The following is a 16,934-nucleotide window of genomic DNA, read 5'->3' as shown; positions in this document are numbered from 1 at the left end:
CCGAGGGCGTTGCAGTAGGTGCTCGCGAGGCGCAGCTGGTTGCCGCTGACGCGGATGACGTAGTACGTCGCGCCGTTGCTGAGGCCGCCGATGGTGGCACCGTTCGCCTGGTAGACCATCGGGGTTCCGCTCAGCGGCACCGAGTTCGCGATGCCGACCGTGATGACGTTGCCGCTGACGTTCGCCGACGAGAAGTAGTTCGACGCGGGCGCCGCGTGGTAGGTAACGTACTGCCCGTTGCTGAAGGTGCCCGTGATCCGGTCGGTGGCGGTGTTGACCTGGCTGGGCAGGGCCACGACCTGCGGAGCGTTCAGCACGTCGACGCTCGTCAGCTGCAGCTTCAGCCGGAACGCGTCGATCTTGTAGACCTTGTAGACGCCGGCGGCGAGCCCGCCGATCGCGCCGCCGACCGGCTGGTAGACGACCAGGTCGCCGGTCTCGAAGCGATGCGACTGGAAGCCGAAGTCGATGATGTCGGTGTCGGGGTCGATGACGGCGCCCTCGATGACGTCCACGGTGGCGGGGTTGTCGAAGGTGAACTCGAGCCCGAGCTGCAGCGTGTTCGCACCGGTGACGATGACGTTGATGCTGCGGCCGTTCAGCCCCGTCGCGATCGGGGTGCCGCCCTGCGCGTCGTAGATGACGAGCTGGCCGGTGTACGCGTTGTGCTGGAGCGCGAACGAGATGGTGTTGCCCGCGACTCCGCTGCCGGCGTTGAACGTGCCGTCCGAGCTCGGCGCGGGCGGCTGGTTGCTGGTCGCGTCGATCGTGACGTTGCCGCTCGTGCTGGTGATCGAGGCGCCGCCCGTGACGAGCACCGACACCGTCGGGTCCATCGACGCCGTCGCCGAGTAGGTCGAGACGCGCAGCAGGCCGCCCGAGACGCTCGAGGTCGAGGCATCCGCGTCGTTCAGGCTCTCCCCCTTCGCCGAGATCGCGCCCGTCGTGAGGATGACGCTCGACGCGCCGCCCAGCGTCGCCTTGACCTTGGGCGTGCCCTTCGCGGTCGAGCTCGAGCTCGAGATCTCGAGCAGGCCGCCGCCGGCGTTGTCCATGCCGGCGCGGGCGAGGTCCTCCGCCTTGGCGAGCACCGTCAGTCCGGACGCGCCGCTGGAGGTGCCGCCCGAGACGACGCGCACGTGGCCGAGGAGGTTCGCCTCGGTCGTGCCGCTCGCCTCGGCGGTCGGGTTCGCCGACGGCGCGACGCTCACGAGACCGCCCTGCGTCCGCTCGAAGCGGGCGAGCGCGTAGTTGCCCGACAGCGCCTCGAGCGTGACCGAGCCCGACGGGCCGGCCAGCGTGGCGCCCGCCTCGACCTCGGCCTTCGTCGTGGCCTTCGCGACGGCGTCGAGGCTCGCGGTGCCGATCGCGAGCAGCAGCGAGGCGCTGACCATCTTGGAGGAGGCTTCGACGATGTTGGTGTCGATGAAGTCGACGCCGTTGAAGTTGTGCCATGCCGAGACGGTGACGCTGCCGGTGGTCGACCGGACGGTGCCCGAGCCGGTGACCGCGGTGCGGATGCTGGACTCGTCGGTGGCGTCGACGTCGGCTGTGCCGACGGCCGCCAGCGCCGCGAGCTGCAGGGCGCGGTACTCCGCCGAGGCGGAGGTGCGTACGTCGGAGCGGACGATGACGTTGCCGGTGGTGACGAGCGTCCCGCCGACGAGCGTGCGCACCGTCACCGACACGGTGGCCTGCTGATTGCCCACGTTGACCGCCGCGCCCAGTGCGCCGCTGAAGCCGCGGCCATGCGTGACCGCCCGTGCCGTCACGATGCTCTGGATCGTCGCGGAGCCGATGGTGCCCGACAGCCCGTGGAAGCCCGCGTCGACGGTGCCGCCCGACGTCGCAGTGCCGCTCACGAGACCGACCCCGGCGCCGAGGCCCGCGGCGAGCGAGAACCCGTCGACCTGGGAGTCGCCGAACGACCGCGCGGTCACGGTGAGGGCGCCGGTCGCGCTGACGGTGGTGCCGCTGCCGACCACGGCGCCGACGATCGGCGAGTTGATCGCCTCGGCCGATGCCCCGGCGACACCGGCGGCGAGCGCGACCGCACCGAGGGTGACCCGCGCGAAGGCGGGCGCGACAACCGTCAGGACGTTGTTGCCGACCAGGGTGTTGTACGCATAGCTCGGCTGGATCGGCGTGCCGTCGTCCGCGACGTTCGAGCGTGCGGTGAGAGTGACGCTCGCGCCCTGCAGCACGCCGCCGCCGACGGTGTAGGCGCGCACGGTCGGCCGCAGATCGGCTTTCGTCGAGGTGACGCCCGCGGCGACTCCGAGCGCGGCGCCGAAGCCCTGCGCGTCGACGATCGCGGTCGCGATGGTCGAGGCGACGAACGAAACGCCGCCCGCGCCGTTCGCGCGGACCTCGGCGTTGTGGCCCAGGTACGACCGGATCGTCGGCGTCGACGTCGTCGTCGCCTTGACCACCGCGGCGGCGACGCCGAGCGAGAAGCCGCCGGCGCGGGATGCCGCGAACGGCTTCGACGTGAGGCTCGCTGTGGCGGTGACGCCGCCCGACCCCGACGTCGTGACGCTCGTCGGGTCGGCCGCGTCGTCGGCGGTGTCGCCGTCGGCCGGGCCGATCCAAGTGGCGACCGAGGTCGAGTCGGTCGCGCTCACCTGTGCGCCCGAGACGCCGATGATCGTGATCTGCACGGCGGCGCTGACTGCGCTCGGGGTGCTGGTTCCGCCGGCGGAGAGGCTCACCGACCCGGCGGTGACGTCGGCCCGGTCGTCGATGTAGGCGTTGATCGAGCCGCCGGTGGTGGTCTGAAGGTCGACGAACGAGATACTGATCGGCGAGGCCGACACGTTCGTGGCGAGCACAGTCGAGTTCGCCGTGCGCGTCGCGCTGAGCACCGCGGCCCCCGACCCGAGGCTCACCGTCTCGTCGTAGCCGATGAACGCCTCGGTCGTGCCGCCGACCGTCGCGCGCGGGCCCGACACCAGCACGTCGGCGAGGGCCGAGATGCCGACCATCTTGGCTTCGGCCGTGGCGTCGGGCGTCGCGATCGCGGTGATCGTGAGCGAGCCGGCGTTGACGGTCTTGCTGTTGCCGACGAAGGCCCGCGTGTTGCCGGTGACGTTCGCCTCCGGCTGCAGCAGCGCGACCGATAGGCCGCCGCCCGATGCGCCGCCCGCGTAGGCGGTCGCGTCGTCGTCCGACGTCGCCGAGACCGTCACCGCGCCCGAGCCGACGTTCGCGCCGCCGATCGCGGCCTCGGTCGTGGCGGTGACCTCGGCGAGCGCGTACGCCACGATCACGCCCACGATGCTGATCGCGATGATCTCCGACGCGTCGGCGGTCGCGGTGTTGTGCGAGTTCGCCGTCGCCGAAGCCGAGGTGCCGCCCGTGACCTGCCCGAGGTAGCTGGCCTTCGTCGCACCGCTCACGCGGGCGATCGGCAGGCGCACCGTGACCGTGCCGAGCCCGACCGTCGGGCCGTCGGAGTCGGACGTCGCCGTGTAGGTCGAGTCGCTCGTTACGGTGAAGGCGCCGCTCGTGAACGCGCTGCCGCTGTCGCCGCCGGCGATGGTGTCGGCCGAGACGATGGCGCGCGTCTCGGTGCCCGAGATCGCGATGCCTCCGATGCCGACGAAGGTGCTGTCGGCGACGGCGACCATGGTCGCGTCGGCGTTGATCGTGATCGAGCCGGATCCTGCGACGGCGCCGTTCAGCTTCGCGCGCACCGAGCCGCTCACCGTCGCGAGGGCCGAGACGAGGCCGGCGCTGATGCCGCCCGCCGCGGCGCCGTGCACCTGCGCCCGTGCGTAGTTCTGCTGGCCGTTCGCGCTCGTCAGCTGCGCGTCGATCGAGACGGCACCCGAGACGTTCACGCTGCTGTTCGCGCCGACCGTCGCGTCGGCGTTGCCGCCCGCGCTCGCCTCGGCCTTGACGCCGGTACCGCCGAACCCTGCCGAGATGGTGACGACGTCGACGTCGGACACCGCCTGGTTGCGTGCGCGCACCTGCACGGTGAGGCTCGCGGTCTTCGTGCCGGTGGAGGGGATGTCGCCGTCGAACGACGCGGTCGTGTGTCCGTCGGCGGTCGCCTTGCTGATCTGGACGCTGAGGCTGACGCCGATGCCGGCGCCGACCGCCGTGGTGGTCGCGCTCGCGGTGTTGGCCGACGTCGCGGTCACGAGCACCGCGCCGCCGGGGGCGCTGACCGCCGAGTTCGCGAGGACCAGCGCGTTGGTGACGGCGGCCGCCGTGATGAGCGCCTCGGCCCAGTTGAAGGCCGCCGAGCCGATGCCGCCGATCGAGACGATCACGACGCTCGTGGTGGCGCTGTTGGCGCTGGTCGCCGAGACGGTGACGCCGGCGGCTCCCGCCGTGAGGTTGCCCTCGACGCTCGCGATGGTCGCGGCGGAGACGAGCGCGGTGGGCACCGAGACGGCCGCGCCGAAGATCGCGCCGCCCGCGCCCATTCCGGTGGTCGTCGTCGCGGTGTTCGTGGAGTTCGCGGTGAAGCTGATGGCGCCGCTCGAGGTGATCTGCTGGTTGTCGTCGGCGTCGGTGGACGACGCCTCGACGACCGCACCGCTCGTGATCTCGGCATCCGCGATGCTGACGGCGATACCCGCGAGGCCGGCTCCGGCGACGACGATGAGGTCGGCCTTCGCGTAGTTCTTGCCGATCGCCGAGACGGCGACCGACGCCGAGCCGGTGACGTTGCCGTCGAGCGTGGCCTTGAGTGCGCCGCCGACGTGCGCCTGCGCGGCGAACACGGCGGCCGCGGCGAACAGGGCGGCGGCGACGTTCTCGCCCTCGGCGATCGCCTCGTTGCGGGCGTTCGCGCCCTTCATCTCGGCCTTGACGACCACGGCCCCGCTCGACGCGATCGAGGCCCCGGCGGTGACCGATGCCACGATGTCGGCACTGTCGGCGATCGTGGCCTGGGCGAACGCGACGTTGACGCCGACGCCCGAGATGCCGATGACGAGGACGTCGGCCTTGGCGCGGTTCTCGGCGATCGCGTGGACGGTGGTGCTCGCCGAGCCCAGGACCGATCCGCTCAGGGTGGCGGTGGTGTGGCCCGACACGGTCGCGATCGGGATCATCGCGGCGATCGCGGCGACGCCGATCGTGATGCCCGGGGTGTTCGCGACGACGACGTTGACGGCATCCGCTTCGACCAGCACCGCGCCCGACGAGGTGAGCGAGCCGCCGAGCGCGGCCTCGGTGTGGCGCGAGATCGTCGCGATGTTGACGGTGAAGCCGACGGCGAGCGCGCCGGTGGCGACGTTGACGGTCTGCGCGGCGAGAGTGTCGCGGTCACCGAAGGCCCGTACCGTGACGGCGCCGATCGTGCCGGTGAAGGTCGCGGACGAGGCGGCCCGGGTGGTGCCGGAGTACTCGATGACGGCGACGACGCCGCTGAGTCCGACGACGATTCCGCCGACGACGCCGACGGCCCAGGCGGTCGGGGTGAAGTGGTCGGTGGCGGTGACGCTCACGGCGCCGACGCTGCCCGCGGTGCCCACGGGGACCGCGCCGATCGTGGCCCTCGTGTCGCCCGAGATGTCGATGACCGAGACCGCCGCACCGGCGCCGCCCGCGGCGATGGTGATGCCGACCGCGTAGCCGGCGACCGTCTTGTCGGAGTCGGCGTCGACGACGATGCCGCCGCTCGCCCGCGGCAGCGTCGCGCCGGTGTCGATGTGGGCGGTGACCGCCGAGGTGTCGGTGATCACGAGGATCTGACCGGCGACGGCGACGAGGCCGATCGCACCGGTGACGGCGAACACCTCGATGTCTTCGTCGAGGGATGCCTCGACCCGCACGGCGCCGGCGGCCGAGACAGATGCGCCGCTGAAGATGCCCGCGTTCACGTTGCCCGCGACCGTCAGGATCGCGATGCCGGCGCCGATGGCTCCGACGCCGCCGGCGACCGCGCCGGCGAGGACGAACACGTCGGCCCGCTCGTGCGCCTGCACCTCGACGCTCGCGAGCATCGAGTGCACGCTGCCGTAGATGCCGGCCGAGACGCCGGACGGCGGTGCGGGCTGCGAGAACTGGTCCTGCGTCGGGCTCGACTCGGAGTACGAGCCGTTGACGTGACCGTCGGATGCCGCGGCCCCGCCGAACACGCGGAACCGGTAGTCGTCGTCGGCCAGCGCCCAGCGGGCGGTGTCGGCGTTCGGGTTGACGTTCGCGTTGGCGATCGCGACCTTGGCGCGGTAGTAGTGACCGCCGAAGCGGACGTAGGCGCCGGCCGTGTAGGCGCTGCCCAGCACGAAGGCGGGGGTCGAGTCCTGCGGAGCGCCGTCGAGCGCCGACTTCCAGCCGTCCTTGACGGCGTACCAGTTCGAGTTGTTCTCGGGGTCGGGCTGTCCGGCGGTGATGTCGGCCGTGGCCTGGTACCGCACGCCGTCGAAGGTGACCTGGTCTCCTTCGTCGTAGGCGGTGCCGCTGTTCCACGCCGGTGCAGGGCCGCTGCTGCCGTTGCCCGAGGCGACCTGGTCGGCCTGCTGCTGGCCGTTCGTCCCCTCGCCGTCCGTCGCGGTCTGCGGCTGGTCCTGCTGCCACTTCGCGGCGTCGGTGCCCGGCTGCACGCCGGTGCTGCTGACCTTCGCGACCCACGTCTGGCCGCCGTAGGTGACCACGTCGCCTGCCGCATAGGTCTGCGTGTTGTTCCACGCTCCGCGGTGCGGCCCGTTGGCATCGGTGGAGTACGACGCGTTCGGCGCGGTGCCGATGGACCACACCGAGACGGCGCCGGCGACGCCCACGAAGCCGCCGCCGATCGAGACGGCGTACGACTGCACGTTCTTGATCGCGAGGGCCTGCACCTTGACGACAGCCTTGGCCCAGATGTCGGTGCCCACCGCCGTGTAGGCGTTGACCGTGATCGACGCGACGCCGATGTCGATTCCACCCGACGCTCCGACGAAGCCGCCCGCGACGCCGCCGGCGAAAGTGACCGAGTCGAACTGATCGGTGGCGGTGACCGAGACGCCCTGTGCGTCGTTCACGCCGGCCACGATCGTTCCGGCGCCCTGGTTGACCGTGGTCGACCCGTCGATGTACGCCCGCGTGATGACGGTGAAGACGTTGACGCCGATGTTGGCGGTGACGCCGACGAACCCGGCGCCGACGCCCGCGACCAGGCCGAACAGCTTCTCGTACGACTGTGCCTGCACGACGAGCCCGCGGAAGACGGCGGTCGGGAAGCCGTTCGCGCCGATCGTGCCGGTGGCCACGCCCGAGAGCCCGCCGCCCTGCGCCTTGACGATGACGGTGTTGCTGCTGCCGAGGTACGCCCGCGTCGTCTTCTCGATGACCGCGACGCCCACGCCCACGCCGACGCCGACGAAGCCGGCGGCGATCGATGCGGTGATGAGGATGAGCTTGGAGGCGCTGCTCGCGAAGACGCCGATGTTGTTGTCGGACCGCAGGGTCACGCCCGATCCCGTGAAGGCGTTGGTGAACTCCTTGATGACCGACACGCCCACGGTGCCCGCGACGCCGACGGTGCCGCCGCCGGCCGCGGCGTTGACCGATACCACCGCGGTCTGCGCGTCGGCGCGGATCTCGATGTTGTTGCGAGCGTTGACCACGGCGTTCGCTGCGATCGAGGCATCCGTGTGCAGTTCCACCACCCGGACGGCGACCGACGCGCCGACGCCGGCCGAGCCGCCGATGGCGATGGATGCCGCGATCCCGAGGGTGCGGAAGCTGTTCACGGCCGAGACGAGCACCGACTGGCTGCCGCCGGCCGAGCCGCTGTTCGCGGAGCACGCGGCGTCTCCGTCGGCGCAGTTGATCTTGGCGCCGGACCCGATCGTCGCGGTGGTGTGGACCGTGACGACGGCGACGGAGCCGGAGAGGCTCACGGCCGCCGTGCCGGCGCCGCCTGCGGCGATGCCGATCGAGCCCAGGTAGTCGCTGTTGGACGCGACGACCGCGACGCCGCCGAAGCCCGTCCGCACCGGAGCCTGGATGGCCTGCGGGCCGACCTCAGAGCCGGGGCCGGCGGGAAGCATGCCCGAGGGGACGAGGCTGTGCGAGCGTCCGCTGCCGGTCGACGTGAAGTCGATGGGGGTTCCGCGCGCGATGTCGGCCGGGGTGTTGCAGTCTTCCTTCTTGCCGGTCGCCTCGCACTTCGTGCGGACCAGCTGCACGTGGCTGAGGTTCACCGGGTCGGCGGGGTTCGCCGTGAAGAAGTAGTAGGTGGCCCCGTCGACGAGCCCGCCGATGGGGGTGCCGCCGCCGGCGCTGTAGACGACGGGATCGCCGTTGTGCAGCACCATCGGGGTGACGCCGTCGTCCTCGTAGAGGACGTAGGGAAGCACGATGTAGTTGGAGCCGACGTGCACGGCGCGCTCCGCCGTGAACCTCGCCGAGACATCCGACGCGACGCCGGGCTCGGTGGTGGGGACGAACCGGTGGTTCTCGCCCATGATCGCACCTGCGGGCAGCGAAAGGCCCGTGACGGCGAAGCCGGGAGCGCACGAGAACTCGTCGGAGCCCGGCGTGAGCGGGGGTCCGCGCTTCGTGCACAGCTGGATGGCGGTCGCCGACACCGGGATGATGAAGTACGTCGCGCCGCTGGTGAGCCCCGTGATCGGCGCACCGCCGCCGGCGTCGTAGATGACCTGCTGGCCGGCCTTGAACCCGTGGTTGTAACCGAGGTTGATCGTCGCGCCGTCGGCCTGCAGACCCTTGCCGTCGAACGGGCTGCCCGGGAACGGCACCGGCCAGCCGCCGAGCGTGCCGCGCGGGTCGAAGCGGGTATCGGTGCCCGTCGTGGCGTGGCTGCCCGCGTTGACGGTCGAGTGCGTGATGTGGCCGGCCAGCGCGAGCGAGGTGACGCGGGCGTTCGCGCCGATGGTCGCGCTCGTGGTCTTGGTGACGACCGGCACGGCGACGCCGGCGCCGACGGCGGCGGTGCCTGCGACCGAGATGTTGCCGGTGATCGTGAAGAGGGTGAGGGCGGAGTCGGCGGAGACGATCACGTTGCCGCCGGCGCGCAGGTCGGCCGACGCCCCCACCGAGGCGGTGGTCGTGATCGTGATGACCGGGACGGTGACGTTCACCGCCACCGCGGCGGTGCCGCCGCCGCTGCCGCCGACCGAGATCGACTTGTAGTCGTCGCGCGAGGTCGCCCGCACGACGATGTCGCCGTTGGCCCGCACGATCGTCGAGGCCCCGATCGAGGCGGCGGTCGTCTTGGTGACGACGGGCACGTCCACGCCGACGCCGACGCCCGCGGTGCCGCCGACCGCCAGGACGCCCGCGAGCGCGAGCAGGTCGGTCTCGTCCGATGCCGTGACGACGACGTTCTGGGTGAGCGTGGGGCCGGTGTTGGCGCACGACACGCCGGCGCAGTTGACGCGGACGCCGTCGCCGATCTCGGCGGTCGTCGAGTGGTCGAGCACCGTGACGGTGACCGATCCGCCGACACCTGCCGACTGGCCGCCGGCGCCGCCGACCGCGAGCAGGAGGTAGTCGCTGGTCTGCTCCGCCTCGACGGTCAGGTCGTCGCGCGCCCGCACGTCGGCGCCGTCGTCGATACGGGCGGTGACGTGGTTGTCGCGCACGACGACGGTGACGGATGCCCCGACCCCGGCGCCGCTCGTCGACACCGAGAGGTTGCCGCTGGCGAGGTCGGCCGAGGTGGTCTTCTGCGCGTGCACCGTGATGTCGTCGAGCGCGTCGACCAGCGCGTCGCCGATCTCGGCGAGGGTCTGCGGCGACGAGCCGCCCTGGTTCGAGACGACGACGAGGACGGAGCCGGTCGCGGCGACCGAGCCCGCACTCGCGGCGCCGGCGACGGCGAGCACGAACCAGTCCTCCGCCGACAGCGCCTCGACCACGACCGAGCCGCCCACGCGCACCGAGGCCGAGTCGGCGATCCACGCCCGCACGTCGGAGTTCGAGATCTCGACGACCACGGTGATGCCGACTCCCGCGGAGTCCTTGCTGAGCGCGAGGGTGCCGCCGATGTCGACGACCTCGATGTCGTCCTGCGCGCGGACCGTGACGTCCTGTGCCGCCCCGCCGACGGCGCCGGCCTGGTTCACCGCGGCGCTCGCGCCGATCCAGGCCCGCGTCGAGAAGTTGAGGATGTTGACGATGAAGGCGCCGGTCACGGCGACGCCGCCCGCGCTGGCCGCGCCCGCGATCGCGACGTTCGTGAGCGTCAGCCAGTCGATCTTGCCGGCCAGGGGCTTGGGCACCTTGGGCACGAGGGGCACGAGCGTGCTCGTCGCGGTGACGACGAGCGCGCCGCTCGCATCGACCGCGGTGGGCTGGGCGCCGCTCGAGTCGATCCAGGCCCGCGTGTTCACCTCGAGGAAGTTCACGAGGAACGCTCCGCCGATCGCCGAACCGGAGTCGGTCGACAGGGCGCCCGCGATCGCGAGGTTCTGCAGTCCGACGGCCTGCGCCGCCGTGACCGAGATGCCGCCGGCGGGAGCGTCGAGCTCGGCGCCGGCGCCGACGCTCGCGTTCGTGGTGAGCAGCAGGATCTGCACCGCGGCGCTGCCGGCGACGCTCGTGCTCTTGCCGCCGCCCGCGGCGAACGACCACACGATGAAGTCGTTGCGGGCGCCGGCGGGCAGCCCCGCGGCCACCGTGACGCCGGTCTGGCCCGTGACGTGCGCGCCGGCGCCGATCGTCGCGATGTTGTCGGCGTCCTGCACGTTCAGGCCGATCGTCGCGCCGACCTTCGTGCCGCCCGAGTCGAGGTCGATCGCCGACCCGACCGAGAACGCGTAGGCGTGGAGCAGCAGGGTCGAGCGGACCGTCACGGCGCCGGTGGTCGCGGTGACGACCACGCCCGTGATGCGGGCGGTCGAGGTGGCGACGAGCCAGTTCACGGCGACGGCCGCCGCGACCGCGGTGGTGTTGTTCTGCTGCGAGCCCGACTGGCCCGACTGGCCCGCCTGCGCGTCGTTCGCTCCGTTGGCGCCGTTCGAGCCGTTCGTGCCGCCGTTCGAGGAGGGCAGCCCCGCCGTCGAGTCCTTGGTGCCCTGCGTGTTCGGGTTACTCGACCCGTTGACCTGCTCGTTCGACTTCTGGTCGCCGCTGGAGTCCGACTCCTCGGCGCCCTTGGCGCTGGCGACCGATCGCGCCTGCGTCCGCGCCTCCGAGACGGCGAGGACGTCGACACTCATCGCCTGGGCGTTGCGGGCGATCTCTGCCAGCGTGTCCCAGTCGACGACGGCGTTGATCGCGAGATCCACGCCCACCGCCGTGCTCTTGCCCGCGGCATCCGCCTTGCCCTCGGTCGTGACCCACAGCACGTGCGTGGCCTTCACCACGAGGGCGCCGGTGCCGGTGTAGCCCGAGGCCGCGGTGCCGAGCCGCGCCGTGACGTCGTCGTCGACGCTCACCACGAGAGCCACGACCGGCGTCACCGCGGTACCGCCTTCGGTGCCGCCCTCGGCCTTGGTGGCCAGGTCGCGCAGGCCGATCGCGGTGATCGCGAGGCCCGCACCCCCCGTGAGCAGCGCGGCGTTCTGCACCTCGGCGCGCACGTCGCTGCCGTCGATGACCTGCAGCGCGAACGATGCTCCGACGCCGGTGGCCGACCCGACCGTGGCGCGGCTCGTCGCCGTCGCGGCGTCGCGCTCGTTGCTGTGGCCGACCACGGTGCTCGCCGCCGAGCTCAGCGTCACGGTCGCGCCGGTCGCGACCAGGCCCTCGGTGGTGTTGTCGAGGATGTTGATGGCGAGCGCACCCGCGACACCGACGCTGTCGGCCTTGCTGGCGCCCGCCCGCGCGGTCGTGGTGACCTCGTGCTCGAAGAGGCGGAAGAGCGCGTCCATGGCGGGGCTCGACGGCAGCTGATCGCCCGAGCCGACGGTCGCCGATCCCTGCAGGATCCACTGGTGCTGACCGTTGCGCTTGTAGAAGCCCGCGGCGTTCGACCCGTCGGCCTCGGTCAGCTGGAACCACGCGCCCTCTGCGATCTCGTCCTTGGGAAGCTCGGCCTTCTCCTTGACCGTGAACTTCGTCACGAACACCCACGCGCCGCCCTGGCGCTTCCAGACGCTCCCGGCCGGGTGACCGTCCTTGGCCTTCTTGAGCAGGTAGTACTGGCCGTCGCTCGCGGCGCCGGGCAGCTCGTCGACCGTGCCGGTGAGGCTGACGTCGGTGTCGATGCTCCAGTTCGAGCCGTCGAACTTGTACAGGCCGTCGTTGCCGCCGCTGCCGGCGTTCGTCGTCACGAAGTACAGGTCGTCCTTGGACGGGCCGGGCAGCTGCTTGCCCGATTCGACGACCTCCCATGCGCTGCCGTTCCAGCGGCGCACGACGTCGTTCGTGTCGCCGGCGAGCATGCCGGCGACGACGTTCAGGCCGGTCGCCGTGATCGTGGTGTCACCGGTCGTCGCCCGGACGACGATGGTCACCGACTGCACCGCGACGCCGGCGCCGACTCCGACCGAGCCGTCGGTCGCGGAGTCACCGGATGCCTCGGCCGAGGCATCCGTGTCTCCCCGCGCCTCGAGGGTCACGGTGCCGCCCGCGTGCACCGTGATGCCGTCGGCGAAGAACGCGCGCACGAGACTGCTCACGACGTTGATGGCGATGGCGCCGGCGATCGAGACGCTGCTGCCGCTGTTCTCGCCGGATGCGGCCTTCGGCGTGCTCGAGGTCGACGACCCGCCGCCGGCGTTCTGCTGCTTGCTCTCGTTGGCCTTGCCGAGGTTGGCATCGGCCTTCTGGTTGACGTCCTTGCCGCCGCCGCTCGAGCCTTCGGACGGCGACGCGCCCTTCGTGGCGGCCTCGGCCTTGGTCACGACGTCGACGCGCTGATGAGCGGTGAACGAGGCGGCGCCGGTCGTGTCGATGCTGCGAGCGCTGGCGGATTCGGCGACGATGTCGTCGAGAACGGCCAGGGCGAGCGAGACGCCGATTCCGGCGGTGCTGCCTGCGACGGTCGAGCCTTTGGCGGTCGTGGTCGCGGCGACGTTCTGGGTGGCGGAGGCGGTGATGCTCGAGGCGGTGAGCGCGGTGCTGCTCGCGCCGAGCGAGGCGTGGGTGCGGATGGATGCGACGACGATGGCGACGGCGGGGACGATCGTGACGGTGCCCGACTTGCCTCCGGCCTGAGCCTCGGTCGTGAGCGTCACGTCGTGGGTCGCGGTGAGCGACAGTGCTCCGGCTCCCGTGAGCGGGGGGCCGCGGGTCGGGTCGGCGACCGGTGAAATGCCGGCGTACACCCGGTGCGTCGGCAGGTTGAGCGCGAGCGAGGCGCCGAGGCCGACGGTGGCGCCGCCGGACTGCGTGGCCTTCGCCGAGGCCTTGTCGGTGCTCTTGGACCCCGCCGTGATGGTGACCGCTCCTCCGCCCACGATCGCGATGCCGGGGACCGGCTCGGGGCCCGGGTGCGGACCGGGGGCGCTGCTGCCGAGGATCGCCGCCGTCGTGTCTTCTTCGACGACGTTGAGCGCGAAGGCTCCTGCCACGCCGAGCGTGCCGCTGGTGTTGCCGGCGCCCGCCTCGGCCGTCGCCTCGAACGCGTGCGTCGCGTCGGCGGCGACCTGCTTCACCGTGGCGCTGAGCGTGAGGCTCGCCGCCTGCAGCGAGGCGCCCACGCCGATGCTCGCCTGGTTGATGAGACGCACCTTGTTGACCGCGAGGGCCGCGCCGATGCCGACCGAGCTGGAGTTCGTCGAGGTGCCCTTGGCGGTGGCCGAGGCATCCGTGTTGTTCTTGGCGAGGAAGGATGCCGCGCCCGTCGTCGTCAGCGACGCCCCGTCCAAGAGCAACGCGGTCGTCACGGAGCGGACGAGGTTGAACGCGATCGCCGCGGCGACGCTGACCGTGGTGCCGTCCTCGTTCTGCGCCTGCGGCGTCGTCGACCCGCCGCCGGCGCCGCCGGTCGTGCGGCCCGACGCATTGCCGAGCTTGTCGTTCGACTTGGTGTTGGCGTCCTTGCCCGTGGCGTCCTTGCCGCTGCCGCCCGACTCGCCGGGCGCGCCCTGCGCGCTCGCCTCGGCGGACGTCGCCGTCGTCGAGACGCCCTCGGCGGTCACGGTGACGGCCCCTTGCGCGGTGACGTCGCGGCCGATGCTCGCGGAGGCCTCGTGGTCGGCCGACGTGAGCGCGAAGGCGATCGCCGCGCCGAGCGTCGCCCCTGCCCCGGCGCCGGTCGAGCCGGTCGCCTTCGTCGTCGCCTTCGCGGTCTGGTCGGCGGTCGCGGTGATCGCGCCGCCCACAGTGAGCGCCGGACCGGCGAGGATGCGCGCGACCGTCAGGACGTTGTGGATCGCGATGCTCGCGACACCGGTGAGCGAGAGGTTGGTGCCGCCGTCGGCGCCGCCGATGGTCTCGGTCGTCGCGTGGTCGATGCCGGTCGCGGTGACCGTGAGCGAGGCGAGTCCCGCCGGGCTGGCGCCGTCGGCGACGCCCGACTCGACGGTCGTGCGCACCAGCGTCAGCGCCACCGAGGCGCCCGCGCCCACGGCGCTGCCGTTGTCGCCGGCGCCGGCCTGCTTGGCGGTGGCCTTCGAGGTGCTCTGGTGGCTGCCTCGCGCACCGAGCGTGACGGCGCTTCCGCCGTACGCGCCGGTCCCCCTCAGCTGCGCCGAGGTGCGGGCGTCCTTCTTGACGACGCCGAGCGAGCCGGCGATCGAGACGGAGCCCGACGACTTCTTGCCCGACACGGCAGTCGCCGTGTACGACGACTCCGCCGTCGCCGGCTCGGCGGCGGTCGCAGTGATGCCGCCGGGTGCGCTGAGGATGGCGTTCAGCAGGAAGGCCTCGGTCAGCAGGTCGGCGATGATGAGCGCGACGCCGATCGCGAGCCCGAACCCGCTCGATCCGCCCGTCCCGTCGGTCGTGCCGCCGTCGCCGTCGGCGACCACGGTGTTCTTGGCGTGGGCGACGACCGACTGGGCTCCGGTCGTGGTGACCTTCGCGCCCGAGATGTGGGCGCGCGTGACGTTCTCGAGGATCGCGACGGCGATCGCACCGGCGACATCGATCGCGCCGTCGCTCGTCGCGGACTGGCCGTCGCCGCGGCCGGCGCCGTTGGCGGGCTTGTTGTTCTGCGTCGCACCGCCCTTGCCGGCCTTCGCCTGCGCCGTGACCGTCGAGACCTGCTCGGCGAGGATCGAGACGGATGCCGCGCTGGAGCCTGTCGCGTTCGTCGAGTCGATCGCGGCCTCGGTGAACTGCTCGAGGTAGACCACCGCGACGCCGGCGCCGCTGGCGGCGTCCTTCGCGTCGCCGACGCCGGTGAGGGTCGCCGTGTTGGACGCGGCGATGCCGAGTGCCCCGCCGACCACGACCCGCGCGGTCTCGGTGATCTTGCCGACCGCATCGGCGAAGACCGTGACGATCGCGACGGCCGCGTCGTACGAGCCCGGCGCCTCCTGCTTCGACGCGTCCGCCTGCGGCGTCGCGCCGGCGGTCACCGTCGAGGTCGCGCTGATCGTCGCGGTGCCGTCCACGTCGAGGAGAGTGCTGCCGCCGATCCGCGATGTCGCGGTCGAGAAGACGATCGCCGCGTCGCCGTACTGCTTGTTCAGCGTGAACGGACCGACGGTGGACCGGGCCGCGGCGGTGAGATTCCCGCCCGCGGTGATGCGCGACGCGCCGCGCACGTCGACGGTCGCCGTCGAGTTCACGAGCACCGCGTACGCCGTGGCGGCCGAGGCGTCCGGTATGACGGTCGCGTCGGCGGTCATCGTGACGTCGCCGGTCGTGTCGATCGTGCTGCCGTCGATGACGACCTCGGCCGTCGCATCGTGGTCGATGCAGCCCAGGATGCTGAAGTCGTCGAAGTCCGTGCAGTCCGCCACGTTCAGCGGCACGCCGTCGGTGTTGGTCTCGGCGGCCGTGAGCGTCACCGAGCCCGCCGTCACCTGGGCGCCGTCGAACGTGATCGACTCGAACAGCAGCTCGAACGCCGCCTGCACGAGGTTGATGAATCCGCGCACCACGATCGAGTCGTGCCCGTCGCCGCCGTCGATGCGCAGCAGCTCGCCGCCGAACGTCGGGGGGACGAAGCTGAACTGCTCGAACGCGTCGCCGCCGATCGACCTCAGCAGCAGGCGTCCGGCGTTGTCGGGGTCCTCGATGAGCTCGGCCTGGTTGCCGCCGGCCGTGAGCACGTGCGTCTTGCTGCCGGGGGTCGTGTCGACGATCGGCTCGATGCCGGCGTAGTGCACGACGGTCGCGCCGAGGGCGATCGAGCCGCTCGACGCGTCTGTCGCGTGCGAGACGACGCCGCCCCCGCCGTGGGTGGCGAGCGTGTCGAAGCCCGCCCCGCCGTCGAAGTGGATCGCGATTCCGGGGTCGGTCCCGCCGAGGTCGACCGTGAACGTGTCGTCGCCGCCCGTGCCCACCACGCGGATCTCCGAGATCTCGGCGAGCGAGCGCGTGACGCCCTCGAAGGTGACGGTGCCGTCGGCGTGGAACACGAGCGTCGACGCGGTCGACGTCATCTGCACGGTCCACGGCGCGGGGACCACGGCCACCGCGGGCGCAGACTCGGCCGGCACCACGTCGGGTGCCGGAGCCGGCGCCGGTGTCGCCGGTGCGGGCTCAGGGGCCGGAGCCGGTTCGGGAGCTGGTTCGGGTGTCGGCGCGGGAGCGGGCTCGGGTGCGGGCTCGGGTGCGGGCTCAGGGGCCGGCGCAGGGTCGGGTGCAGGCTCGGGGGCCGGTTCCGTCGCGGGCTCGCCGCCGGCGGTGGCATCGAAGGGCCGCACGTTGAGGAACGCCGCCTGGCCCACGATGTCGGTGGCCGCGTCGGAGGTCGTCGCGCCGGAGATCCGTGCTGCGGGCGCGGCCGCCGGCTCGGTCTCGGCCCCGCTGTCGGGGACGACCGTGACGACGGCGCTGGGCGCGGGCGCGAGAGGCACGCCGAACGGGACGGCGAGGCTCACGCCGACGACGATCGCCGTCGCGTACGCGAGTACGCCGAACGTGACGCTCTGAGAGCGCTCCGTTCCCTCTCCCCGAACCAT

The 16,934-nt window shown here is 72.3% G+C and carries 1 protein-coding gene (only partly in view); it reads right to left on the bottom strand.

Annotated features, from left to right (window positions below; genetic code table 11):
• Positions 1-16,934, bottom strand: partial view of a Calx-beta domain-containing protein gene (locus tag IM778_RS03165; protein WP_194410651.1) — the 5' portion only. It extends 14,734 nt beyond the left edge of the window; only the first 16,934 of its 31,668 coding nucleotides appear in the window; the start codon lies at positions 16,932-16,934; its stop codon lies off the left edge, out of view.

The organism is Microbacterium cremeum (assembly GCF_015277855.1).
GTDB classification, from domain to species: domain Bacteria; phylum Actinomycetota; class Actinomycetes; order Actinomycetales; family Microbacteriaceae; genus Microbacterium; species Microbacterium cremeum.
The sequence above is the reverse complement of the archived record's forward strand: the minus strand, read 5'-3'. Positions and strand labels throughout refer to the sequence as shown.